Origin of the sequence: Micromonospora sp. NPDC007271 (assembly GCF_040634005.1) — a bacterium.
Classification (GTDB): domain Bacteria; phylum Actinomycetota; class Actinomycetes; order Mycobacteriales; family Micromonosporaceae; genus Micromonospora.
Map to the genome: position 1 here is coordinate 44,235 of NZ_JBEYER010000026.1, position 22,766 is coordinate 67,000.

Annotated in this window: 21 protein-coding genes and 1 pseudogene; 7 read left to right on the plus strand and 15 right to left on the minus strand. The window is 72.9% G+C overall.

What is annotated here, in order from left to right; translation table 11 throughout:
• A partial coding sequence (locus tag ABZ570_RS12290) for a chromosome partitioning protein (RefSeq protein WP_358061051.1) occupies positions 1-1,435 on the plus strand: 1,435 nt, incomplete at its 5' end.
• A gap of 49 nt (positions 1,436-1,484) precedes the next feature.
• Here ABZ570_RS12290 and ABZ570_RS12295 read toward each other — a convergent pair.
• The gene (locus ABZ570_RS12295; RefSeq protein ID WP_358061054.1) at positions 1,485-1,913 is read right to left on the minus strand and encodes a DUF3151 domain-containing protein; all 429 of its coding nucleotides are present in this window, start codon (positions 1,911-1,913) and stop codon (positions 1,485-1,487) included.
• 261 nt (positions 1,914-2,174) lie between these two features.
• Here ABZ570_RS12295 and ABZ570_RS12300 point away from each other — a divergent pair, with 261 nt between their 5' ends.
• Positions 2,175-3,380 (plus strand): hypothetical protein, encoded by a 1,206-nt coding sequence (locus ABZ570_RS12300; protein WP_358061057.1) that lies wholly within the window; start codon positions 2,175-2,177, stop codon positions 3,378-3,380.
• 56 nt (positions 3,381-3,436) lie between these two features.
• On the opposite strand, the gene fbaA is transcribed toward ABZ570_RS12300, so the two are convergent.
• Both fbaA and ABZ570_RS12310 read right to left on the minus strand, forming a co-directional pair.
• Positions 3,437-4,459 carry a class II fructose-bisphosphate aldolase gene (gene fbaA / locus ABZ570_RS12305; protein ID WP_358061060.1) on the minus strand — a complete coding sequence of 341 codons (1,023 nt, stop codon included), beginning with the start codon at positions 4,457-4,459 and terminating at the stop codon, positions 3,437-3,439.
• A 131-nt stretch (positions 4,460-4,590) separates the two neighbouring features.
• Positions 4,591-4,974, minus strand: a complete 384-nt coding sequence (locus tag ABZ570_RS12310; protein WP_358061063.1) for a phage holin family protein — start codon at positions 4,972-4,974, stop codon at positions 4,591-4,593.
• A 194-nt stretch (positions 4,975-5,168) separates the two neighbouring features.
• Here ABZ570_RS12310 and ABZ570_RS12315 point away from each other — a divergent pair, with 194 nt between their 5' ends.
• On the plus strand, positions 5,169-5,381 hold the full coding sequence (locus ABZ570_RS12315) for a hypothetical protein (RefSeq protein WP_358061139.1): 213 nt from the start codon (positions 5,169-5,171) through the stop codon (positions 5,379-5,381).
• 30 nt (positions 5,382-5,411) lie between these two features.
• Here ABZ570_RS12315 and ABZ570_RS12320 read toward each other — a convergent pair whose 3' ends face one another.
• Positions 5,412-6,470, minus strand: coding sequence for an LCP family protein (locus ABZ570_RS12320; protein ID WP_358061065.1), 1,059 nt, complete (start codon positions 6,468-6,470; stop codon positions 5,412-5,414).
• On the minus strand, positions 6,467-6,949 hold the full coding sequence (locus tag ABZ570_RS12325) for a SigE family RNA polymerase sigma factor (protein WP_358061068.1): 483 nt from the start codon (positions 6,947-6,949) through the stop codon (positions 6,467-6,469). Before ABZ570_RS12325 ends, ABZ570_RS12320 begins: the two co-directional genes overlap by 4 nt.
• Before the next feature lie 176 nt (positions 6,950-7,125).
• Here ABZ570_RS12325 and ABZ570_RS12330 point away from each other — a divergent pair, with 176 nt between their 5' ends.
• The 4 genes from ABZ570_RS12330 (at position 7,126) to ABZ570_RS12345 (ending at position 13,603) form a co-directional block, all read left to right on the plus strand.
• Positions 7,126-8,664 carry an LPXTG cell wall anchor domain-containing protein gene (locus ABZ570_RS12330; protein WP_358061071.1) on the plus strand — a complete coding sequence of 513 codons (1,539 nt, stop codon included), beginning with the start codon at positions 7,126-7,128 and terminating at the stop codon, positions 8,662-8,664.
• A gap of 121 nt (positions 8,665-8,785) precedes the next feature.
• Positions 8,786-10,225 (plus strand): 3' terminal RNA ribose 2'-O-methyltransferase Hen1, encoded by a 1,440-nt coding sequence (locus ABZ570_RS12335; RefSeq protein WP_358061074.1) that lies wholly within the window; start codon positions 8,786-8,788, stop codon positions 10,223-10,225.
• Positions 10,225-12,741 carry a polynucleotide kinase-phosphatase gene (locus ABZ570_RS12340; protein WP_358061077.1) on the plus strand — a complete coding sequence of 839 codons (2,517 nt, stop codon included), beginning with the start codon at positions 10,225-10,227 and terminating at the stop codon, positions 12,739-12,741. The genes ABZ570_RS12335 and ABZ570_RS12340 overlap by 1 nt, the downstream gene beginning before the upstream one ends.
• A gap of 19 nt (positions 12,742-12,760) precedes the next feature.
• Positions 12,761-13,603 carry a VTT domain-containing protein gene (locus tag ABZ570_RS12345; protein WP_358061080.1) on the plus strand — a complete coding sequence of 281 codons (843 nt, stop codon included), beginning with the start codon at positions 12,761-12,763 and terminating at the stop codon, positions 13,601-13,603.
• A gap of 170 nt (positions 13,604-13,773) precedes the next feature.
• On the opposite strand, the gene ABZ570_RS12350 is transcribed toward ABZ570_RS12345, so the two are convergent.
• The 10 genes and pseudogenes from ABZ570_RS12350 to clpB form a co-directional block, all read right to left on the minus strand.
• A complete protein-coding gene (locus tag ABZ570_RS12350) occupies positions 13,774-14,151 on the minus strand; it encodes a metalloregulator ArsR/SmtB family transcription factor (protein ID WP_007454255.1) in 378 nt (125 codons plus the stop codon).
• Positions 14,152-14,208: 57 nt separating this feature from the next.
• Positions 14,209-14,748 carry an orotate phosphoribosyltransferase gene (pyrE, locus tag ABZ570_RS12355; RefSeq protein ID WP_358061083.1) on the minus strand — a complete coding sequence of 180 codons (540 nt, stop codon included), beginning with the start codon at positions 14,746-14,748 and terminating at the stop codon, positions 14,209-14,211.
• A 166-nt stretch (positions 14,749-14,914) separates the two neighbouring features.
• The gene (locus ABZ570_RS12360; RefSeq protein WP_358061086.1) at positions 14,915-15,721 is read right to left on the minus strand and encodes an SDR family NAD(P)-dependent oxidoreductase; all 807 of its coding nucleotides are present in this window, start codon (positions 15,719-15,721) and stop codon (positions 14,915-14,917) included.
• Entirely contained in the window at positions 15,718-16,425 is a 708-nt protein-coding gene (locus ABZ570_RS12365; protein WP_358061088.1) for a hypothetical protein, read from the minus strand. The genes ABZ570_RS12360 and ABZ570_RS12365 overlap by 4 nt, the downstream gene beginning before the upstream one ends.
• Before the next feature lie 72 nt (positions 16,426-16,497).
• A complete protein-coding gene (locus ABZ570_RS12370; RefSeq protein ID WP_358061091.1) occupies positions 16,498-17,304 on the minus strand; it encodes a hypothetical protein in 807 nt (268 codons plus the stop codon).
• A 119-nt stretch (positions 17,305-17,423) separates the two neighbouring features.
• Positions 17,424-17,756, minus strand: a pseudogene (locus tag ABZ570_RS12375) (spermidine synthase); the annotation flags it as partial.
• Between the two features lie 73 nt (positions 17,757-17,829).
• Positions 17,830-18,459 (minus strand): DUF4178 domain-containing protein, encoded by a 630-nt coding sequence (locus tag ABZ570_RS12380; RefSeq protein WP_358061094.1) that lies wholly within the window; start codon positions 18,457-18,459, stop codon positions 17,830-17,832.
• Positions 18,460-18,539: 80 nt separating this feature from the next.
• On the minus strand, positions 18,540-19,571 hold the full coding sequence (locus tag ABZ570_RS12385) for a hypothetical protein (RefSeq protein WP_358061096.1): 1,032 nt from the start codon (positions 19,569-19,571) through the stop codon (positions 18,540-18,542).
• A 70-nt stretch (positions 19,572-19,641) separates the two neighbouring features.
• Positions 19,642-20,019, minus strand: a complete 378-nt coding sequence (locus ABZ570_RS12390; protein ID WP_358061099.1) for a hypothetical protein — start codon at positions 20,017-20,019, stop codon at positions 19,642-19,644.
• Between the two features lie 79 nt (positions 20,020-20,098).
• Positions 20,099-22,690, minus strand: coding sequence for an ATP-dependent chaperone ClpB (gene clpB, locus ABZ570_RS12395; protein ID WP_358061101.1), 2,592 nt, complete (start codon positions 22,688-22,690; stop codon positions 20,099-20,101).
• Positions 22,691-22,766: the final 76 nt, after the last annotated feature.

Below are 22,766 nucleotides of genomic sequence, written 5' to 3' on the forward strand. Positions count from 1 at the left end.
GCCAGGAAACGACGGGCCAGGAAACGACGGGCCAGGAAACGACGGGCCAGGAAACGGCGCGGCCGGTAACGGTGGGGCGGCGAGCGGCGGCGCAGGAGGCCGCGGCGCGGGGATCGGCGGCGCAGGAAGCAGCGGAAACGGCGGCTCGGCGAACGGCGGCGCGGCAGGCGGCGGTTCCGCGCGCGGCGGGGCGGCGGCCGGCGGTGGAGCGGCGGAGAGCCCGGCACCGCGGCTCGGGCCGTTCCCGCCCTCGCCCGGCGTACCGATGCCGCAGCAGCCGCCGTACGGGGACGGCACGGCGTACCCGCCGGGACCGGTCGGGTACGGGCAGCCGGCACCCTCCGCGTACCCGCCGCCGCAGCCGGGCGGGACCACCCCGCCGCCGGGCTGGTACCCGGCAGCCTGGCCGCAACAGGGCGCCCCGATGCCGCAGCAGCCCGGCCCGCCCGCGCCGCAGCACCCGGTCCCCGCCGCGTACCCGGAGCCGGCCTGGACTCCCGAGAGCGGGGCCGCTCCGACCGCCGAGGACTTCGCCCGCCGCCGTCAGGCGAGGCCAGCCGACCCGGTGGCCACCATGGGGGTACGGGCGGTGGTCAACAAGATCGGCCTGGTCCGGCTGCCGCCCGGGCGCCACGAGCAGGAGGTCAAGCGGGACATCGAGATGGTCCGCCGCAACTTCGGCGGGCTGCGCCAGGTGACCGTGGTCAACCCGAAGGGCGGCGCGGGCAAGACCGTCGCCATCCTGCTGCTCGCGATGACCTTCGGCCAGAAGCGCGGCGGGTACGTGCTGGCCTGGGACAACAACGAGACCCAGGGGACCCTGGGCATGCGTGCCCAGCAGGACTTCCACTCGCGTACGGTCCGGGACCTGCTGCGCGACCTGGCCCAGTTCCAGGGCCCGCACGGCCGGGTCGGCGACCTGTCGCAGTACGTCCGCTCGCAGGGCGAGGGGATGTTCGACGTGCTCGCCTCGGACGAGTCGGCAACCGGCGGGGAGATGCTCACCGCCGCCGCGTTCGCCGAGATCCGCGACGTGGTCAGCCGCTTCTACAAGCTGATCTTCGTCGACACCGGGAACAACGTCCGGGCACAGAACTGGCAGGCCGCGATGGACGCCACCGACCAGCTCGTGGTCACCATGTCGGCCCGTAATGACTCGGCGGAGACGGCCGCCCGGATGCTCGACCACCTGGAGCAGAGCGGCCGGCAGCGCCTGGTCCGGCAGGCGGTGACGGTGGTGTCGATGCCGCCGTCGCGCAAGGAGATCGATCTGCCGGCGATCCAGGCGCACTTCGCGGCCCGGACCCGGGCGGTGCTGCTGGCGCCCTACGAACGGCTCATCGACACCGGCGAGCCGATCCGGTACGGGCAACTCTCCTCGGCCACCCGGGACGCGTGGCTGAAGATCGCTGCCGCGGTCGCCGAGGGGCTGTAGCTCGGGCGACGGCCGGCCTGACCTGACGGTCGGGCCGGCCGTCGACGCTTCAGCGGCTGGCCAGGGCGTCCGCGGCGGCGGGATCGCAGTCGCGGAGGAACTGGGCACAGCGGGCCGCCTCGTCCGCCTCACCGATCTCGCCGGCGGCCCGGGAGAGCACGTAGAGGCAGCGGAGGAAGCCCCGGTTGGGCTTGTGCGACCAGGGCACCGGTCCGTGCCCCTTCCAGCCGCTGCGGCGCAGCTGGTCCAGGCCCCGGTGGTAGCCGGTACGCGCGTACGCGTAGGCCGCGATGACCTGGCCCGCGGCGAACGCCCGGGCACCGAGCGCCGCCCAGGCCGCGCTGTGGCTCGGGAAGCGGGCCGCGACCTCGGCGTACGCCTCGTCGGTGTCCTGCTCTGCGGCGGCGGCCAGCGCAGCGTCGGCCTCCTCGTGTGCCGGCAGGAGGGTGGCCGGTGGCTCAGGCAACAGGTTCTGCATCGCCCCATTCAACCCGCTTCGCGCCCGGCTACGCGAGAGGGTCCGGCGAGCTGGTTGGCTGAACGGCTGAGGGTTTCGTCACGCCTGTGGTGCCGGTGCACGTACCGCCGGCCCATGCCACGCAGCGATGTTTTCCACTACAACTACAGATCCGGAGCCTCCCCAGGACCCGGTTACGCAGGAGCCCGGTGGCCTGGCCGCCGGGCTCCTGTCCGTCTCGCCGGGGTTTGCCGGCTTGCCCCGCCGGGGCAGGATGATCTCGTGCCGACCCCACCTCCCGCGGACGTCATCGAACCGCACGCCACTGACGAGATCGAGACCCGGGCCGAGTTCGACCGGCGGCTGGCCGAGGGGAGCCTCGCCGGTCTGACCGTGCAGGGGCTGCGCCTGGACCTCGATCCGGTCCCGGACCTGAGCGGGACCGATGTGGCCGACACGCTCTTTGTGGGCTGCCGGTTCGCCGGCCGCGAGGTGGGCGCCGACCTGGTCCGGCGCGGGGCGAACGTGGTTCCTCCCTTCTCGAGGCTGCCCTACCCGACCCAGCCGGCCCATCTCTACAGTGCGGACGACCTGGCTGCGGGCTTCGCCGAGGCCGGATTCGCGGGGATGTACGACACCCGGGTGTACGCGCACTTCCGGGAGCACGGCGGCGCGCTGCCGGACGTCCGGGAGGCGCTCGGGCAGCGGTTGCACGACCACGGGGTGGACAACGCGCTGGCCGACGCCACCCGCGCCTGGCTGGCGGTGCACGGGCCGCAGTCCGTGGTGGGCGTGATGGGCGGGCACGCGGTGCCGCGCGGCAGCGCCGCGTACCGGATGGCGGCGGTGCTGGGCTGGGAGTTGGCGCGGGCCGACCGGCTGGTGGTGACCGGTGGCGGCCCCGGCGTGATGGAGGCGGCCAACCTGGGCGCGTTCCTGGCGGCCTGGCCGGCGGAGGAGCTGACCGCGGCGGTCGACCTGCTCGCCACCGCGCCCGACTTCACCGATCACGACCGCTACACGGAGGTGGCGCTCCGGGTCCGCGAGCGGTACGCGGCCGGGCCGGCGCTGCCCACGCCGCGTCCGGCGGCGGCCGGCACGGAGTGGGCCCGGTCGGGCGGGCTGGCCATCCCCACCTGGTTGTACGGGCACGAGCCGGCGAACCTGTTCGCCGGGCGGATCGCCAAGTACTTCTCCAACGCGATCCGGGAGGACACCATCCTGCGGCTGGCGCGGGGTGGGATCGTCTTCGCGCCCGGGCGGGCCGGGACGGTGCAGGAGGTCTTCCAGGCGGCCACCAAGACCTACTACGGCACCGACGGGGCGAGCGGGGCGTACGTCTTCCTGGACCGGACGTACTGGACCACCGAGCTGCCGGTCGAGTCGCTTCTGCGCCCGCTGCTGGCCGCCTCCCCCTTCGGCGACCTGTCGGGAACGGTGCACCTCACCGACGACGTCCACGAGGCGGTCCGGCTGCTGACCGAATGAAAGGAGGGGCCCCTTGTCAACAGACGGGTGCTGACAAGGGGCCCCTCCTCACGGCATCACTTCATCTTGGTGCCGGTGGAGCGCAGCGCCTCGCAGGCCTCGACGACCCGGGCGGCCATGCCGGCCTCGGCGGCCTTGCCCCAGACGCGCGGGTCGTACATCTTCTTGTTGCCGACCTCGCCGTCGACCTTGAGCACGCCGTCGTAGTTGCGGAACATGTGGTCCGCAACCGGCCGGGTGAAGCAGTACTGGGTGTCGGTGTCGATGTTCATCTTCACCACGCCGTAGTCCAGCGCCTCGCGGATCTCCGACAGCAGCGAGCCGGAACCGCCGTGGAAGACCAGGCTGAGCGGCTTCTCCTTGCCGTACTTGGCCCCGACCGCCACCTGGATGTCGTGGAGCACCTGGGGGCGGAGCTTGACGTTGCCCGGCTTGTAGACGCCGTGCACGTTGCCGAAGGTCAGCGCCGCCATGTAGCGGCCCTTCTCGCCGAGGCCGAGCGCGTCGACCATGGCCAGGCCGTCCTCGACGGTGGTGTAGAGCTTCTCGTTGATGGCGTTCTCGACGCCGTCCTCCTCGCCGCCGACGACGCCGACCTCGATCTCAAGGACGATCTTGCCCTTGGCGGCCTCGGTGAGGAGCTGCTCGGCGATCTCCAGGTTCTCCGCCACCGGCACGGCGGAGCCGTCCCACATGTGCGACTGGAACAGCGGCTCCTCGCCGCGCTGCACCCGCTCCTGGGAGATGCCCATCAGCGGCCGGACGAACTTGTCCAGTTTGTCCTTCGGGCAGTGGTCGGTGTGCAGCGCGATGTTCACCGGGTAGTTCTTCGCCACCTCGTGGGCGTACTTGGCGAAGGCGACGGCACCGCTGACCATGTCCTTCACGGACGGGCCGGAGAGGTACTCGGCGCCACCGGTGGAGACCTGGATGATGCCGTCGCTCTCCGCGTCGGCGAAGCCCTTGAGCGCCGCGTTCAGCGTCTGCGAGGACGTCACGTTGATCGCGGGGTACGCGAACCGGCCGGCCTTGGCCCGGTCCAGCATCTCCGCGTAAGCCTCGGGGGAAGCGATGGGCATGTCGAACGCTCCTTACTTACCGCTCTCGGCCGTGCAGGCCGCTGTCTTCCTTGGATGCGCCGGACCGCGCTGTCCACCGCCGGAAGTATCCCGTAGGTGGCGGCAACAGGCACAACCGACCCGGGAACGGCTCACCGGGCCTCCCGACGGTCCGGCACGACGATGCTGATCAGCCAGTTCACCACGGCCACCACGATGGCCCCCCAGAAGGCGGCCCAGAAGCCCTCGACGTGGAACGGCAGGTGCAGCCCCTGGGCGATCCAGTTGGTGAACAGGAACAGCAGGGCGTTGACCACGAGCGCGAACAGCCCGAGGGTGAGCAGGTAGAACACGCAGCCGAGCACCTTGATGACCGGCTTGAGCACCGCGTTGACCACGCCGAAGATGAGCGCCACCACGACCAGGGTGAGCGCCGTGTTCACAGCGTCACGGCCCGTCACCTCCACTCCGGGCACGATCAGGGTGGTGATCCACAGCGCGATCGCGGTGATCGCCAGTCGGATCAGGAAGCCCACGCACCCATCCTGGCACCGGGCCTCACGGTGGGAGGGACAATCCGCCGACTCGGCGGGTGGTGTCGCCGCCCGCCCCGGGGCCGGTCGCCGACGCCCGCCGGCCCCGGTGCCGATCGGCCCGGCACCGAGCGGGGATCGGACCCAGCCCGTACGGTGTGGTGGTGACTGTCCGCACCGAGATCCAGGGAGGGACGATGGGTCAGCCCGACGAGGACTTCGCCCCGAGCGACCACCTCGCTCCGGAGGAGCGGGATCTGGAGGCGGAACCGGCCGACGCGGTCGAGCAGGCGGCGGTGATCACCCCCGAGGACGGCGAGACCGAGCCGCAGCGTGGCCTGGAGGTCGGTGACTGGGACGCGGTGGAACAGGCCCGGGTGGTCGTCGCCGACGAGGACGACTACCGCTGACGATGCGGGGAGCGGTCCTGCCCCTCCCCGTCATCGCAGCGTGGTCGCCTGCCCCGGATGGGCGGAGGCCCACTCGCCCAGCCGGTCGGTGCGCAGCGCGTCGAGGAAGCCCGGCCCGAGGGCCGGATCGAGCCGGAAGCGGAGGTCCGGCTTCTCCACGTGCACGCCGGGCGGGAGGAGCCCGACCGGCTCGGCGGTCGCGGCCTGCGCGGCCACCAGCGCCAGTGCCGGCAGGGAACTGGCTCCGGCGTCCACGACCAGCCCGGAGCTCAGGTGCTGGAGCAGCGAGTTGACCACCAGGGGATTGGTGAACGTGTCCCGCTCCTGGAGCCGGCGGAGCAGGCCGGCCGCGTACCGCTCGGCGTTGCGGTCCCGGTCCAGCACGCCGTCCGGCAACCCGACCCGCTGGCGGAGCAGGTCTACCGAGTCAGTGCCGTCCAGTCGTTGACAGCCGGCCGGGAAGACCCGGTCGGTGTGCACCGAGCGGACCCGCTGCGGCAGGCAGACCTCCACGCCGCCGACCGCGTCGGTGAGCTTGCGCACCAACGGATACGTGAGGACGGCACCGGCGTCGATCCGTACGCCGAGGGTGTCGGCCACCGCGTCACGGGTGACCCGGTAGCCGCGGCTCAGGTCCGGACGCGGCTCACCGGCACCCTGGAGGAAGGCGTAGTTGAGCTTGTCCGCCCCGTGACCGGGAACCGAGACCTCCAGGTAACGCGGGAGCGAAACCAGATAGAGCCGGCTACGGTCGGCCGGAACGTGCACCAGCAGGGCGGAGTCGGCGAGTCGGTACTGGCGGCCCTCGTACCCGTCCACGCCGAGCAGCAGCACGTTCAGCGCGCCGGTGGGGGTCGGCGGTGGCGGCTCACCGAGCGGGATCGCGGGCGCCGGCTGGCGCGGCGCGATCGCGGTGAAGCCGGCCAGGGCGGCGGCGACCACCGCCAGCGCCGTACCGGCGAGCCGGAGCCGGAGGCGACGACGCCGGCGGCGGACCACGGCCCGGTCGATGGCGGTCCGGACCGGACCGGTGGGCGGGGTGAGCGCCTCGTGCCGGGCGAAGGCGGCCCGCAGGTCGTCCTCGATCATGAGCAGACCTCCACGTACTCGGCTCGGAGGGTGGCCAGCGCGCGCGAGATGCAGGAGCGGACAGTCCCGACCGCGCAGCCGAGAATCTCGGCGATCTCGGCGTCGGGCAGGTCCTCGTAGTAGCGGAGCACCAGCGTGGCGCGCTGCCGGCGGGGCAGCCGGGACAGCCAGGACCAGACCTGGTCCCGGTCCACCGCGGACTGGGCGTGGTCGGCCGGCGCGGGCAGGTCGTCGGGTTCGGCCCGAAGCAGCACCCGGCGGGCCCAGGAGCCGCGCCGCCAGTCGACGTACTGGTTGGTGAGCATCCGGCGCACGTACCGCTCCGGGACGTCGCTCCGGGCCACCCGCCGCCAGTTCAGCTGGACCCGCACCATGGTCTCCTGCACCAGGTCCTGCGCCTGGTGCGGATCCCCGGTCAGCATGACCGCGTACCGCAGCAGGGCGCCCAGCCGCGCGTCGGCGAACTCCTCGTACGTCACTGCACCTCCCGGTGTCCCGCCCTGTTGACGGGCCCGGGACAGCCGAAGATTGCACGATTGGCGATCAACCTTTCAGCCGGTTCGGCACGCCGACCAGCCAATCGGGACAGCGGAGCGACTCACCAGCTTCTTAGGCTCCACAGGCTCCACCTGATATCCACGGGAGGAACCCCCACATGCTCAGGAACTCCAGCCGGCGCTGGCTCGCCGGGTTGGGCGTCGCAGGCGCGTTCGTCGCCGCCTCCGCCACCCCCGCCGCCGCCGCCCAGGCTCCCTTCGACCTGGTCGCAACGGACACGCTCGTCGCACCCGGCCACGGCACCGTCGGGTACGTCTACGCCATGCCGACCGACTCCGAGAAGCCACACCAGTTCGGCCGCACCGCGCTCGACATCGACTTCTCCGGGATCGCCAACTTCGCCAACCTCGAGATGCCCGGTGAGGGCTGGGGCTGGGCGTGCGAGACCTCCGGCCAGACCGTGCACTGCGAGACGGAGTTCGCCGAGGACGACGGACCCTGGCTCGGCATCCAGGTGTTCGGCAAGGACGACGCCAAGCCCGGCCAGGACGGCCAGGTGACGTACTCGCTGACGTCCGGTGGCCACACCGTCAAGGCGACCTCCACCGTCACCCTCGCCGAGGGCGTCGACCTGCAGACCGAAGCCGAGCTGACCGTCACCGGCGCACCCGGCAGCCGGGTCGGCACGCCGGCGACCGTCCGTAACGGCAGCGAGGCGACCAGCCACGGCGCGGTGCTGGCGGTAAACGGTGACTACCTGTACGAGTACGCGGGCAACTTCTCGAACTGCCAGATGACCGACTTCCTGGGCGCGCTCTGCACGTTCGACGAGGACCTGGAGCCGGGCAAGACCTACCGGCTCTCCGAGAACCTGCCGTTCCAGCTCGACAAGGACGTTCGGACGGGCGCCAACCTGCATGCGGTGAGCGCCTGGTGGACCAAGGACGACTGGGAGCTGATCAGCCGGGACTGGCCGCAGGACGGCAAGCCGGGCAGCGGGGCGAAGCTGCGCCTCGTCGAGGCGGGCACGGTCAAGTCGCTGGCTCGGCAGACCGACCCGGACGTCATGAACAACTTCACCGAGATCTCGGTGCAGGTGACCGGGAACAACCCGGCCGACCTCAGCGTGAACGGGGCCACGGCCAGCGGCAAGAAGGGCGCGGTCGTCCAGGTGCGGCCGGGCTTCACGAACCTCGGCCCCGCCCTGCTCGAGTACCAGAGCGCACCGGTGTTCCGGGTCACGATTCCGGAGGGCACCACCGCGGTCGACGTGTCCGGTGACTGCCAGCCCTACACCTCGGACGAGGAGTGGGACCAGTGGAACGGCAACTGGGGCGAGCCGGGTGCCCGGGAGTACGGGTGCCAGGCCACCGAGACCCCGAAGGGCGCGAAGAACACGTACGAGTTCGGCCTGCGTATCGACAAGGTGGTGCCGAACGCCTCGGGTGCCGTCACCGTCCGGCTGGCCGGGGACTCGAACAGCAAGAACGACAGCGCCGCGATCGTGATCAACCCGGCCGGCGGGGGCACTCCGGGCACCCCGGGCGACGGGGGTCAGGGCGGCGGTGACGGCGGCACCCTGCCGATCACCGGTTCCTCCACCGGCCTGATCGCCGGCATCGGCGCGCTGCTCCTCGTGGCCGGCGCGGGCGGCTACCTGGTGAGCCGCCGCCGCAAGACCCGCTTCGTCGCCTGACCCAAGGCGCCCCACGAAGCCAGGGTGCCCCGCCGACCGCAAGGTCGGCGGGGCACCCCCATGTCCGGGGCCACTTCGCCAGACCCACAAATCGGATCGACATCACTGAGAGCATCGACACGTGCTGCTGACCCTGACCACGACCCACCGCCCCGCGACCGACCTCGGCCACCTCCTCGTCAAACATCCGGACCGCGTGCAGAGCTTCGAGCTGCCGGCGGGCACCGCGCACGTGCTGTACCCCGAGGCGGAGGAGCAGCGGTGCACGGCGGCGCTGCTGGTCGAGATCGACCCGCAGCGGCTGGGTGTCGGCCGGGGTCGCGGCCGGGCCCAGGCGGTCACCACGGACGCCTTCACCCTCGGCCAGTACGTCAACGACCGCCCGTACGCCGCGTCCAGCCTGCTCTCCTCGGCGCTGGCCAAGGTGTTCCGGTCCGCGCTGCGCGGCGAGTCCCGGGACCGGCCGGAGCTGGCCGCCACCCCGATCCCGCTGGAGGTGCGCGTCCCGGTGCTGCGCTGCCGGGGCGGCGCCGAGCTGGCCGCACGGGTCTTCGCCCCGCTCGGCTGGGCGGTGACGGCCACCCCGATCCCGCTCGACGAGACGTACCCGGAGTGGGGCGACAGCCGCTACGTGGACCTGACGCTGACCGGCACCCTGCGGGTCGCCGACGCGCTCAACCACCTGTACGTCCTGCTGCCCGTGCTGGACGACGCCAAGCACTACTGGGTGGCGCCGGACGAGGTGGACAAGCTGCTCCGGGCCGGCGCGGGCTGGCTGGCCGACCACCCGGAGCGGTCCCTGATCACCCGCCGCTACCTGGCCCACCGCCGGGCTCTCGCGGGCGAGGCCCTGGCCCGCCTCGCCGAACTGCGCCTCGCCGACGAACCACCCGCCGACGACAGCGTCGACCCGGCGGGGTCGACGGAGGAGACGGACCAGAGGCGCGCCTCGCTGGCCGTACGCCGGCGCGAGGCGGTGCTGGCCGCGCTGTGGGCCAGCGGCGCCGGCCGGGTGCTGGACCTGGGCTGCGGGGGCGGGGCGCTGCTCACCGCGCTGGTCGCCGACCGGCGGTTCACCGAGATCGTCGGCACCGACGTCTCCAGCCAGGCGCTCACCCTGGCCGCCCGACGGCTGCGGCTGGACCGGCTGCCGGAGCGGCAGCGCGACCGGATCAAGCTGTGGCAGTCGGCGCTCACCTACCGGGACGACCGGCTGCGCGGGTACGACGCGGCGGTGCTGATGGAGGTGATCGAGCACGTCGACCCGCCGCGCCTGCCGGCGCTGGAGGACGCGGTGTTCGGGCACGCCCGGCCCGGCACGGTCGTGGTGACCACCCCGAACGTGGAGTACAACGTCCGCTACGAGGGGCTGGGCGTGGGCCGGTTCCGGCACGCCGACCACCGGTTCGAGTGGACCCGGGCCGAGTTCGCCGCGTGGGTCGAGCGGGTGTCGGCGACCCACGGCTACACCGCGACGATCGCCGGCGTCGGCGACGAGGACCCGGAGGTCGGCAGCCCGACGCAGCTCGCCGTGCTGACCCGGACGGAGGAGACGACCTGATGACCATCCTGGACATTCCCGAGCTCGCCCTGGTGGCGCTGGTCGGCGTCTCCGGTTCGGGCAAGTCCACCTTCGCCCGGCGGCACTTCCGGCCCAGCCAGGTGCTCTCCTCGGACACCTTCCGGGGGATGGTGGCCGACGACGAGAACGACCAGTCCGCCTCCGGCGACGCGTTCGACGCGCTGCACCACGTCGCCGGGCTCCGGCTGCGCCGGGGCCGGCTCACCGTGGTCGACGCGACCAACCTCCAGCCGCACGCCCGGGCCGCCCTGGTGAAGGTGGCCCGCGAGCACGACGTGCTGCCGGTGGCGATCGTGCTGGACGTGCCGGAGGCGCTGGCCTGGGAGCGTACGCAGGTCCGGGACGACCGGACGCACGGCCGGCAGGTGCTCGCCCGGATGCAGCGGGACCTGCGGCAGTCGTACGGGCGGCTGGCCCGGGAGGGCTTCCGCAAGGTGCACGTGCTGCGCGGGAGCGAGGAGATCGACGCCGCCGAGATCCGGTACGAGAAGCTGTTCAACGACCGGCGCGAGCTGACCGGGCCGTTCGACATCGTCGGCGATGTGCACGGCTGCCGCGAGGAGCTGGAGTCGCTGCTGCTCCGGCTGGGCTACGCACTGCACCGCGACGACGCGGGCCGCCCGGTGGACGCGGTGCACCCGGCCGGGCGTACCCCGGTCTTCGTCGGCGACCTGGTGGACCGCGGCCCGGACTCGCCCGGCGTGCTCCGCCTGGTGATGGGCATGGTGGCGGCCGGCCACGCGATCTGCGTGCCGGGCAACCACGAGCAGAAGCTGCTGCGCAAGCTGCGTGGCCGGGACGTGCGGCTCACCCACGGGCTGGCCGAGACGATGGACCAGCTGGCGGCGGAGCCGGAGCGCTTCGTCGCCGAGGCGGCGGCCTTCATCGACGGCCTGGTCAGCCACTACGTCCTGGACGGCGGGCGGCTGGTGGTCGCGCACGCCGGTCTCAAGGAGGCGTACCAGGGCCGGGCGTCCGGCCGGGTCCGCGCCTTCGCGCTCTTCGGGGAGACCACCGGTGAGACCGACGAGTACGGCCTGCCGGTGCGCTACCCGTGGGCGCGCGACTACCGGGGCTCGGCCATGGTCGTGTACGGCCACACCCCCACCCCGGAGCCGGAGTGGGTGAACAACACCATCTGCATCGACACCGGCTGCGTCTTCGGCGGGCGGCTGACCGCGCTGCGCTACCCGGAGAAGGAGCTGGTCTCCGTCCCGGCGGTGAAGGAGTGGTACGCCCCGGCCCGCCCGCTGGTCGCGCCCCCGCCGGCCCGCCCGGACACCGTGCTGGACCTGGCCGACGTCACCGGGCGGCGGCACCTCACGCACCCGTACGGGACGCTGACCGTGCCGGCGGAGAACGCCGCCGCCGCGCTGGAGGTGATGAGCCGGTGGGCGGTCGACCCGGGTCGGCTGGTCTGGCTGCCGCCGACCATGGCGCCCTGCTCGACGTCGACGGTCGAGGGGTTCCTGGAGCATCCGGAGCAGGCGTTCGCCGACTACCGCTCGGCCGGGGTCGAGCGGGTGGTCTGCGAGGAGAAGCACATGGGCTCGCGGGCGGTGGTGCTGGTGGAGCGGGAGCCGGGGCGGTTCGCCGGCGGGGCGGTGCACACCCGCACCGGGCGTCCCTTCTTCGGGCCACCGCTCGACGACGAACTGCTGGCCCGGGTCCGCGCCGCGGTCACCACGGCCGGGCTCTGGGCGGAGCTGGACACCGACTGGCTGCTGCTCGACTGCGAGCTGCTGCCCTGGTCGGCGAAGGCGGGCGGGCTGATCCGCGAGCAGTACGCCGGGGTCGGCGCGGCCGGCCGGGCAGCGCTGCCGGCGGTGCTCGCCGCGCTGGACGCCGCCGCCGGCCGGGGGCTTCCAGTCGGGGAGCTGCGCGGCCGGATGGCCGATCGGGAGTCCGAGGTCCGGGCCTACTCGGCGGCGTACCGGGCGTACGTCGGGCCGACCGATGGGCTGCGCGGGGTGACCCTGGCGCCGTTCGCCGTGCTGGCCGGGGCCGGGGCGAGCTACGCCGACCGGGACCACGGCTGGCACCTCGCCCTGGCGGACCGGCTCTGCGCGGCGGACCCGGAGTTCTTCACCGCGACCCGGCGGCAGGTGGTCGACCTGACCGACGAGGCGGCGGTGGCGGCAGCCACGGACTGGTGGCTGGCGCTCACCGCGGCCGGCGGCGAGGGCATGGTGGTCAAGCCGTACGCCGGCCTGGCCGCCCGTTCGCCGCAGGGCTCGCTGCTCCAGCCCGGGATCAAGTGCCGGGGCCGGGAGTACCTGCGGATCATCTACGGCCCCGGGTACACCGAGCCGGGGCAGCTCGCCGCGCTGCGCAAACGCTCGCTGGGGCGCAAGCGGGGGTTGGCCCTGCGCGAGCACGGCCTCGGCCTGGCCGCCCTGGACGCCCTGGTCGGGGACGCCCCGCTCTGGCGCCGCCACGAGCTGGTCTTCGCCATCCTCGCCTGCGAGTCCGAGCCCGTCGACCCCCGACTGTGACCGGTACGCCCGGTCCGGCATGAGGCCGGACCGGGCCCGGGTACCCTTTGTGGCCGTGGACACAGCAGAAAAGACCCGGTTGCTCTCCGAGAGCGTCGCTCTGAATCCGCTCGACCCGAAGGACCTGATTAGCACCTTCGGGCTGTTCGGGGTCTGGGCGATCCTCTTCGCCGAGACCGGCCTGCTGGTCGGTTTCTTCTTCCCCGGCGACTCGCTGCTCTTCCTGGCCGGGGTGGCCGCCTCACCGGTGGCGGACGCGATCTTCGGCACGGGCGCCCGGATGAGCCTGGTCGGGCTGCTGATCGGCGGGCCAATCTGCGCGATCGCCGGCGCCCAGTTCGGGCACTGGCTCGGCGCCAGGTACGGCCAGCGGATGTTCGACCGCCCCAACTCCCGCCTGTTCAAGCGGGAGTACGTGGAGAAGGCCGAGTACTACTTCCAGAAGTTCGGCCCGGCGAAGGCCGTGGTGCTGGCCCGCTTCATCCCGATCGTGCGGACCTTCCTCAACCCGGTGGCCGGGGTGCTGGGCATGCCGGCCCGGCAGTTCTTCCTGTGGAACGTGATCGGCGCGATCCTCTGGGTGGACGGCATCCTGCTGGTCGGCTACCTGCTGGCCGACCAGATCTACAACGCGATCGGCGACAAGATCGACCGGTACATCCTGCCGGTGGTCGCGCTGATCATCGTGATCTCGGTGCTGCCGATCTTCTTCGAGTTCCTCCGCGACCGGCGGGCGCGCAAGCGCGGCGAGGCGGTCACGGTGGTCGCCGCGGCCAGCGCGGCCGGGGCCGTCGACGCGCTCCGGCGGGAGGCCGGGGACGACGACCCGCAGCACGGCCACGGCGGCCAGCACCGCCGCTGATCTCCGGGCACGCCGATGGCCGGTCCCCTTGGCGGGGGCCGGCCATCGGTGTGAACCTGTCGACCTGCGGGTGGTACGGATGACGGACAGCCGTCACCGTCCGGTGGCGCCACCCCTGTCACGCCACCCGACGCCGCGCTCAATCGAGGCGGCCCAGGGTCATTCCGGTTTCAGCGAGCCTTCTTGGTGGCCCGCTTACGCGGCGGGGTGAGCAGATCCGCGATCGTGGCGATCGCGGACGGCACCAGCCGGTAGTACGCCCAGACACCGCGCTTCTCCCGCTCCAGCAAGCCGGCCTCGGTGAGGATACGCAGGTGGTGACTGACCGTCGGCTGCGAGAGGCCGAGCGGCGCGGTGAGGTCACACACGCACGCCTCCCCCTCGGGAGCCGACTGGATCAGACTGAGCAGCCGCAGCCGGGCAGGGTCGGCGAGGGCCTTCAGCACCCCCGCGAGACGCTCGGCATCGGCACGTTCGATCGGCTCGCCGGCGAGCGGCGAGATCTGAGGCATGGTCATTTCAGCCAACGCAGTTCCCACGTATTCCATCCTTCCACCAGCAGCATCGATCCGCCTGCATATCAGCAAATCCGAATCGGCAAACTTTTACGCCACAAGGCCGAGGTCAGCCAACGTATAGGCCGCCCGATAGGGCAGTCCGGCGGCTCGTACCGCGTCGCCAGCGCCTCGATCAACAATAACCGCCACCCCGACCACGTCGGCCCCGGCCTCGCGTAGCGCCTCAACCGCGGTCAACACACTGCCGCCCGTGGTCGAGGTGTCCTCGACCGCCAGGACCCGGCGACCAGCCACATCCGGCCCCTCGACGCGCCGCTGAAGACCGTGCGCCTTGCCCGCCTTACGGACCACGAACGCATCCAGCGGCCGGTCGGTCTCGGCCGCCGCGTGCAGCATCGCGATGGCGACCGGATCGGCCCCGAGGGTCAGCCCACCGACGGCGTCGTACTCCCAGTCGGCGGTCAGGTCGCGCATCACCCGACCGACCAACGGCGCTGCCCGGTGATGGAGCGTGACGCGACGCAGATCCACGTACCAGTCCGCCTCACGGCCCGACGAGAGCACCACCCGCCCATGGACCACAGCCAGTTCGGTGATGAATTTACGCAGGTCGTCGTGGTCCTCCATGGCGATAGAGGGTACTGCGCAAGTCTGGGAGGCGTGCCTCGGGTCCGCCCGGGTCAACCCTGCGGGCGACCGAAGAGTGGCGATGTCCGGCTACGCTGTGCGACCGTCCACCCGGGTCGGCGGGTACGGGTCCCCCCGCCCGGGGCGCGCACCGGGCCGACCCGGATCAGTCGCCGACGCGGCCGATCCGCCCCCGGGTGTCCCGGGAGGCGCCGCGCAGCAGCCGCCGCGGCAGGTGCCGCAGCCCCGCCGCAGCCAGCTTGTACTTCCAGCTCGGCACGCTGACCAGCTTGCCTTTCCGCAGGTCACGCAGCCCTTCGTCGACCACGTCGTCGGTTCGCAGCCACATCCAGGCCCTCGTGCGGGACATGTCGATGCCGGCCCGTTCGTGGTAGCCGGTGCGGGTGTAGCCGGGGCAGAGAGCCATCACCCGCACCCCGAGCGGCGCCACCGACTGGCCGATCGACTCACTGAAATTCGTGACCCACGCCTTGCTGGCCGAGTACGTCGAGCCCGGCATCGGCACGCCGAAACCAGCGACGGAAGAGATATTTATCACTGCCCCGTTGCCTCGCCGGACCATCGGGCCCAGCGCAGCATGGGTCAGCCGCAGCACCGCGAGCACGTTCAGCCGGAGCAACCGGGCCTCGTCCTCGACGGCCGACCGGACGAACGAGGTGTTGAGGCTGATCCCGGCGTTGTTCACCAGCATCCCGACCGGCGGCTCGGCGGCGAGCCGCCGTTCGACAGCCGCACACCCGTCGTCGGTGGACAGATCGGCGGGAATGGTATCGATCCGGCGCTCGTACCGGCGGGTCAGCTCGGCGGCGGTGGCCTCGAGCCGGCCGGCGTCCCGGGCCACCAGGATCAGCTCCCACCCGTCGGCGGCGAGCCGGCGGGCGAACGCCGCGCCGATGCCCAGGCTGGCACCGGTGATCAACGCACGACGCGGGGCGGGGCGCTCGTCGGTCACGGGCGGCCCTCGGGGGATGGGGTCGGCCCGGGCGGGGCCGACGCGGACGGAGGGATGATCGGCGGGCCCGGCGGCGGGGACACGATCGGCGGGCCGGGCGGCGGCATGGGGGCGGCCGGAGGCGTCGGTCCGGTGGGCGTGGGGCGACGGAAGAAGGCGCCGGTCGCGGGGAGGACCAGCAGCACGGCGACCAACAGGTACCCGAGGACCTGCGCCACCGACATGGCCGCGTTCAACGGGATCCACCAGGCCGGGTACGCGTCGCCGACGAGGGCGAGCAGGTCGGCGGTCACCTGCTCGCCGGCACCGAGGCGCAGCGGGGCGGCCCGCTGGCCGACCAGCACCGCCAGGCCGCAGCACCCGCAGAGCAGGCCCAGCCCCGACACGACCCAGGTGAACACCCGGGCGCCGGGACGGCCGGAGAGCAGGCCGAGGGTGAGGCCGACGAGCAGCACCGCCATGAGCACACCGATCACGGCCGACAGCACGGTGGAGGCGCGCAGCAGCGACACCACCGTGTCGACCTCGCCACCGCCGGCTCCGGTCCCCGTCGCCGCCGCGCGGAACCGGTCCACCGTGCCGCCCGTGATGAGCAGACTGGCGACCGCGTACGCCACGGCGCCGGCCGCCATCAGCAGCAGCACCCCCGCCGCCGAGACGACCGGCCCCGGACGGCGGGGCGGGGCCTGAACGGGATACGACACGACAGGTCCTTCCGGTAGGCGTCGGGTTGCAACCTACTCGGAGGGATCGCCGGTATCGCTGTTATCGGAGCGTCAACTTCCCGAGGGCGGCTCGGGCCCCCGGCGCTCGCCGGGCTCGGGCGACGGGCCGGGCTGGCCCGGCGCGGGCGGATAGCCCGGCTGGCCCGGCGCCGGCGGATAGCCCGGCTGGCCCGGCGCGGGCGGATAGCCCGACGTCGGCGGGTAACCCGGAGCCGGCGGGTAGCCGGGGGTCGGCGGGTAACCCGGAGCCGACGGATAGCCCGGGTAGGCGGCGCCCGGAACCGGCGGCTCCCAGGCCGGCTGGGGCTTGCGGAAGAACTCGTTGGCCGCTGGCAGGGCCAACAGGATCAGGGCAGCCAGCAGGGCCAGCAGGGCCAGCAGGCCGAGGGCGGTGGAGAGCGGGCCGTACCAGGACGGCAGGGCGTCCTCCAGCCGGCGCTGGATCTCCTGGCTGCTCGGCATGTTGCCGCTGGTCGAGCCACCGTTGGTCAGGCCACCGGCCGCGGTGTTCGCGAGGCCGGCGCCGGTGCAGCAGACCAGGATGCCGCCCAGCACCCAGGTGGTGATCCGGGCGCCGTTCTTCCCCCGGTTGTTGAGCAGGGCGAGGACGACGAGGCCGACCGCGAGCAGCAGCGCCAGCACCGCCCCGGCGATGCCGGCCGCGTACGCCACCTCGCTCGCCTGCTCAGCGGCGGTGCCACGGTACGCGTCCCTCAGGACGTCCCGAACCGTGCCGATGGTGGACAGGGTCAGGATCAGATTCACCACCTGGATGGCGGCGACGAGGATGAGCAGCCAACTGGACGTCGTCACCACGCCCGGGCGGGCGCGGGGTGGGGTCCCCGAGGCATCGACCATGATTCTCCTTCCCTAGATCACACGGTTACCGTAACGAGCCTGGGCGAGGTGAGCACGACACGAGAGCCGGACCCGCCGCGCGGGTCCGACGGCGAACGCGGCCGAGGAGCGGTCACCCGTCAGTAACCACGCCACTCCGTGCGGGCGTACTCCAGCACCCTGGGCTGCAACAACGTGGAGGCGGGCACGTCCAGCCGGGCCCGGTCGGCGGGAAAGCTGGCCGCGGCGGCCAGCACCGGCGGGGTGAGGAAGCGCAGCGGCGGGGCGTCGGCCGGCAGTTCCAGCGGCGGCGGGGTGGTGCCGGGCACGGCGAGCACGAACCCCCAGTCGCCGAAGCTCGGCACGTCCACGTGGTACGGCACCGTGCCGAAGCCGGCCTCGCGGATCGACCGCTCGATCGACCAGTACGACCGCGGCGCGAAGTACGGCGAACCGGACTGGGCCACCGCTCGGGGCCGCCGAGGGCCAGGCTCAGGTCGGCGGCGCGGGTGTCGACGTACGGCGTGTCCAGTGCGACCAGCACGGTCAGGACACCTGCTCTGGGCCGCCCTGCGGGTAGATCATCACCTCGGCACGGTGCAGCTTCTCGCCGAGGTTCACCTCCCAGCCGGCCTCCCCGTACGCCTCGAAGGAGAGCCGGGCCCCGCCGGGCGCCTGGTAGTCGTGGTAGCGCATGGTGCCACGCGGGTCGAGGCCGGTGCCCTCGGTGGCGGTGTAGCGCGCCTGGCCGGACTCGTCCCAGCTGTAGCGGCGGCCGTCGACGTCCAGCGTGGGCGCGCCCGGGGTGACGGTGGCGGACGGCTGGCTGCTCCAGAGCACCAGCTCCAGGTCCGGGTCCTCCTCGACGGAGAGCCAGCGCTTGATCCCGCCCGCGTCGTCGAGCAGGTGCTCCGCCCAGCTCCAACCACCCTCGACCAGGTGCACCGAGCCGCGGACGGTGTACGGCACCTGGCGGATCTCCACGATGTCGCCGGGCTTGAGCCGGCGCGGGTCGCCACGCAGGGCGTCGGCGTCCCGGTCCCGGAACGGATCACCCGGGGCCGGCGGGCGCGGCCCGGAGCGGGCCTTGCGCAGCGCCACCACGGCGATCACCACACCGGCCACTCCGACCAGACACCCCAGGGCCGTCACCAGATACGCCACCGAACCGTTCACGACCGCCTCCCCAAGTGCGTCGGCGGAGACCGTAACAACCCGGGTCACTTCGCCAAACAACTCGTCTACTGAGTCAACGGTCAGCTACCGGACGTGCCGGCCCCCGGCTCGTCCGGCTGCCCGGTGGCACCCGGAGCGGCATCGTCCCGGCCCGGTTCCCGGAACGGCCCGGCCTCCGGGGCGGGCGCGGACGGCCCGACCTCCGGCGCGGGTGCGGACGGCCCGGCCTCCGGGGCGGGCCCCCACGGGCCGGCCTCCGGGGCGGGCGCCCACGGACTGGTGCCCTGGCCGGGTGCCGACGGCCCGGCTGGCGGGTGGGCCAGGTGCAGGGCGGGGTCGGGGCAGAGCAGATAGCCCGGCGGGAGCGGCCCGACGGCCGGCGGGTAGGCCGCTGCGTGGCCTCCCGGGTAGGGCACTGCGGGATAACCTCCCGGGTAGGCCGCTGCGGGGTGGCCCGGCCAGTAGCCGTACGGCGCGGGCGGGGGCCAGGCGGCCGACGCGGGGCGGAACCAGCGGCGGGAGTCCGGGAGCAGCAGCAGCACCACGACCGCCGCGGTGAGCGCCAGCACCAGCATCACGCCGATGCCGCCGAACGCGAGAATCGCCCCCGGGTCGCCCTGGCTGTAGAGGGTGTCGAGGAACTTCGACTGCTCCCAGTCCGCGCCGTCGACGCCGGAGTCCAGGGCGGGGTCGAACTCGGGATCGCCCGCGGCAAGCATGAGCGGGATCACCAGCACGCCGCCGCAGCCCTGCCCGAGGCAGACCAGCAGCTGCGCCCCGGCGGCCACGAAGACCAGGATGCGCGCGGCGTTGCTGCCCTTCGACAGGGGCAGCGCGGTGGCGGCGAGCCAGGCGGCCAGCAGCAGCGCGGGGACGCCGAGGGTCAACGTCATGACCAGGTTGCCCGAGCGCTCGTCCGACACCTCCATCGGGTCCGCGTCGGGGACCTGTCGCAGCGCCTCGTCGATCTGGCCGTTGTAGTCCAGCGCCGCGGCGACCACGAGGCCGACCAGGGCGAGCAGGACGGCGACGGTCGCGATCTGCAACCAGAACGCGACCGTGACGACGACGGGCCGGGTAGGCCGGGCGGGGGCGGCGCCGGGAGGGGTCATGGCTCCGCAAGGTACGGGCTGCGCGCAACTGCCGGCAGAGCCGATCGGGTTGCCCTCCGCGCCGGAGGGATCACTCGCCGGCGAGTCGCTCCGCCGCGTACTCGCCGAGCGTGGTCTGGTCCATCAGGCAGCCGGTGAACGTGGTGAGCTCACCCGGGTCGTCGCGCAGCCGGGTCCAGGCCGCCCGGCCGGCCGCCCCGTCGACGGTGTCCAGCAGCGCGGCGGCGTACGCCTTCCCGGCCGGCGACCCGTGCTCCAGCAGCCAGTCGAGCTGCTGCCGGGCCGCCGCCGGATGTTCCTCCAGCGCCCCCTCCAACTGCCGGTACGCCTCCGTGGCCGGCAGCAGCGTGCCGGCGATCCCCACCCCGCCGAAGGCGAGCGTGTCCGCCGCCGCCAGCTCCTCGACCGCGGCGGCCAACTTCCGGTCCCGCTTTCCGAAGCCCACCATTCCCCCATCCTTGCCCACCGCCGCTCACCCCGACACCGGTCGGATCCGGCGCGGCGGATCCGACCGGTCGGGCGGAGCGTCAGGCGGCGGTGACGGTCAGGGCGTCCTTGCTGTCGGCCAGGTCGACCCGGACCGTGTCGCCGTCGCGGATCTGGCCGGCCAGCAGCGCCTTCGCGAGCTGGTCGCCGATCGCCGACTGCACCAGCCGGCGCAGCGGGCGGGCACCGTAGATCGGGTCGTACCCGTGCTCGGCGAGCCACATCCGGGCGGAGTCGGTGATGGCCAGCGACAACCGACGGTCGGCGAGACGCTTCCGCATCCGGTCCAGCTGGATGTCGACGATGGCGCGCAGGTGCTCGCCCTGAAGAGCGGCGAACACCACGATGTCGTCGAGACGGTTGAGGAACTCCGGCTTGAAGTGCGACCGGACCACCGCGAGGACGCCCTCCCGGCGCTGCTCCTCGGTCAGCGTCAGGTCGCTGATCACCGACGACCCGAGGTTCGACGTGAGGATCAGGATCGCGTTGCGGAAGTCCACCGTACGGCCCTGACCGTCGGTGAGCCGGCCGTCGTCGAGCACCTGGAGCAGCACGTCGAAGACGTCCGGGTGGGCCTTCTCCACCTCGTCCAGCAGGATCACCGAGTACGGCCGGCGGCGCACCGCCTCGGTGAGCTGGCCGCCCTCCTCGTAGCCGACGTACCCGGGCGGGGCACCGACCAGGCGGGCGACGGAGTGCTTCTCGCCGTACTCGCTCATGTCGATGCGGACCATGGCCCGCTCGTCGTCGAAGAGGAACTCGGCGAGCGCCTTGGCCAGTTCGGTCTTGCCCACGCCGGTGGGGCCGAGGAAGAGGAAGCTACCCGTCGGGCGGTCCGGGTCGGCGACGCCGGCCCGGGCCCGGCGGACCGCGTCGGAGACCGCGGCGACCGCCTCGGACTGGCCGACCACCCGGGTGCCCAGCGATTCCTCCATCCGCAGCAGCTTGGCCGTCTCGCCCTCCAGCAGCCGCCCGGCGGGGATGCCGGTCCAGGAGGCGACCACGGCGGCGATGTCGTCCGCGCCGACCTCCTCCTTGAGCATCGCGCCGTCGGCCTGGAGCCGGGCCAGCTCCTCCTCGGCCTGCTTCAGCTCGGCGTTGAGCGCGGGGATCCGGCCGTACCGCAGCTCGGCGGCGCGTTCCAGCTCACCGTCGCGCTCGGCCCGCTCGGCCTCGCCGCCGAGCCGCTCCAGCTCCTCCTTGGCCGTGGAGAGCTTGGCGATGTGGCTCTTCTCCAGCTGCCAGCGCTCGGAGAGCGCGGTGAGCTGCTCGCGCTTGTCGGCCAGCTCCTTGCGCAGCCGTTCGAGGCGCTCGGCGGAGGCGGCGTCCGGCTCCTTGGCCAGTGCCATCTCCTCGATCTCCAGGCGCCGCACCGCCCGCTCGATCTCGTCCACCTCGACGGGACGGGAGTCGATCTCCATCCGGAGCCGGGACGCGGACTCGTCGACCAGGTCGATCGCCTTGTCGGGCAGGAACCGGTCGGTGATGTAGCGGTCGGACAGGGCGGCGGCGGCGACCAGCGCGGCGTCGGTGATCCGTACGCCGTGGTGCACCTCGTAGCGCTCCTTGAGGCCGCGCAGGATGCCGATGGTGTCCTCGATGGTCGGCTCGCCCACCAGCACCGGCTGGAAGCGGCGCTCCAACGCCGGATCCTTCTCGATGTGCTCGCGGTATTCGTCCAGGGTGGTCGCGCCGACCATCCGCAGCTCGCCACGGGCCAGCATCGGCTTGAGCATGTTGCCGGCGTCCATCGAGCCCTCGCCCTTGCCCGCGCCGACCACGGTGTGCAGCTCGTCGAGGAAGGTGATGACCTGGCCGTTGGAGTTCTTGATCTCCTCCAGCACGGACTTCAGCCGCTCCTCGAACTGGCCGCGATACTGCGCGCCGGCCACCATCGCGCCGAGGTCGAGCGAGACGAGCTTCTTGTCCCGCAGCGACTCGGGCACGTCGCCGGCGACGATCCGCTGGGCCAGGCCCTCGACGATGGCGGTCTTGCCGACGCCCGGCTCACCGATCAGCACCGGGTTGTTCTTGGTGCGCCGGGACAGCACCTGGATCACCCGGCGGATCTCCGAGTCGCGGCCGATGACCGGGTCGATCTTGCCCTCGCGGGCGCTGGCGGTCAGGTCCACGCCGTACTTGGCGAGGGCCTGGTAGGTCTGCTCCGGATCGGCGGTGGTGACCCGGCGGTCCCCGCCCCGTACGGTCGGGAAGGCGGCGACCAGGTTCTCCTCGGTGGCACCGGCGTTCCTGAGCGCGACGGAGACCGCGCCGCCCACCCGGGCCAGCCCGGCGAGCAGGTGCTCGGTCGAGGTGTACTCGTCGCCCAGCGGCCGGGCGATCTGCTCGGCGGCGCCGATGGCGTTGACGAACTCGCGGGCCAGGGTGGGCTCGGCGATGCTGGAGCCGCGCGCGGCGGGCAGGGCGTCGACCGAGCGCTGAGCGACCCGGCGCAGCTCGGCGGGGTCGGCTCCGACGGCGCGCAGCAGGCCGGCCGCGGTCGAGCCCTCGGTGTCCAGCAGCGACAGCAGCAGGTGCCAGGGCTCCACGGTGGCGTGGCCGCGCTGGTTCGCCAGCGCGACCGCGCTGGTGATGGTCTCGCGGCTCTTGGTGGTGAGGCGTTCCGTGTTCATGGGCTCCCCCGGATCGGCGTGTCCACTGGGAACGACACAACCAGAGTTGAGCCTATTCCGCTCAACTCCAGCAGTG

Bases quoted from the DNA above. Each gene is read 5' to 3' on its own strand.
- ABZ570_RS12295 (WP_358061054.1), bottom strand. From the start codon at position 1,913: ATGCAGAACCTGTTGCCTGAGCCACCGGCCACCCTCCTGCCGGCACAC.
- ABZ570_RS12330 (WP_358061071.1), top strand. From the start codon at position 7,126: ATGCTCAGGAACTCCAGCCGGCGCTGGCTCGCCGGGTTGGGCGTCGCA.
- pyrE (WP_358061083.1), bottom strand. From the start codon at position 14,748: ATGGAGGACCACGACGACCTGCGTAAATTCATCACCGAACTGGCTGTG.
- ABZ570_RS12340 (WP_358061077.1), top strand. From the start codon at position 10,225: ATGACCATCCTGGACATTCCCGAGCTCGCCCTGGTGGCGCTGGTCGGC.
- clpB (WP_358061101.1), bottom strand. From the start codon at position 22,690: ATGAACACGGAACGCCTCACCACCAAGAGCCGCGAGACCATCACCAGC.
- ABZ570_RS12315 (WP_358061139.1), top strand. From the start codon at position 5,169: ATGGGTCAGCCCGACGAGGACTTCGCCCCGAGCGACCACCTCGCTCCG.
- ABZ570_RS12390 (WP_358061099.1), bottom strand. From the start codon at position 20,019: ATGGTGGGCTTCGGAAAGCGGGACCGGAAGTTGGCCGCCGCGGTCGAG.
- ABZ570_RS12370 (WP_358061091.1), bottom strand. From the start codon at position 17,304: ATGGTCGATGCCTCGGGGACCCCACCCCGCGCCCGCCCGGGCGTGGTG.
- ABZ570_RS12350 (WP_007454255.1), bottom strand. From the start codon at position 14,151: ATGGAATACGTGGGAACTGCGTTGGCTGAAATGACCATGCCTCAGATC.
- ABZ570_RS12345 (WP_358061080.1), top strand. From the start codon at position 12,761: ATGAGGCCGGACCGGGCCCGGGTACCCTTTGTGGCCGTGGACACAGCA.
- fbaA (WP_358061060.1), bottom strand. From the start codon at position 4,459: ATGCCCATCGCTTCCCCCGAGGCTTACGCGGAGATGCTGGACCGGGCC.
- ABZ570_RS12385 (WP_358061096.1), bottom strand. From the start codon at position 19,571: ATGACCCCTCCCGGCGCCGCCCCCGCCCGGCCTACCCGGCCCGTCGTC.
- ABZ570_RS12320 (WP_358061065.1), bottom strand. From the start codon at position 6,470: ATGATCGAGGACGACCTGCGGGCCGCCTTCGCCCGGCACGAGGCGCTC.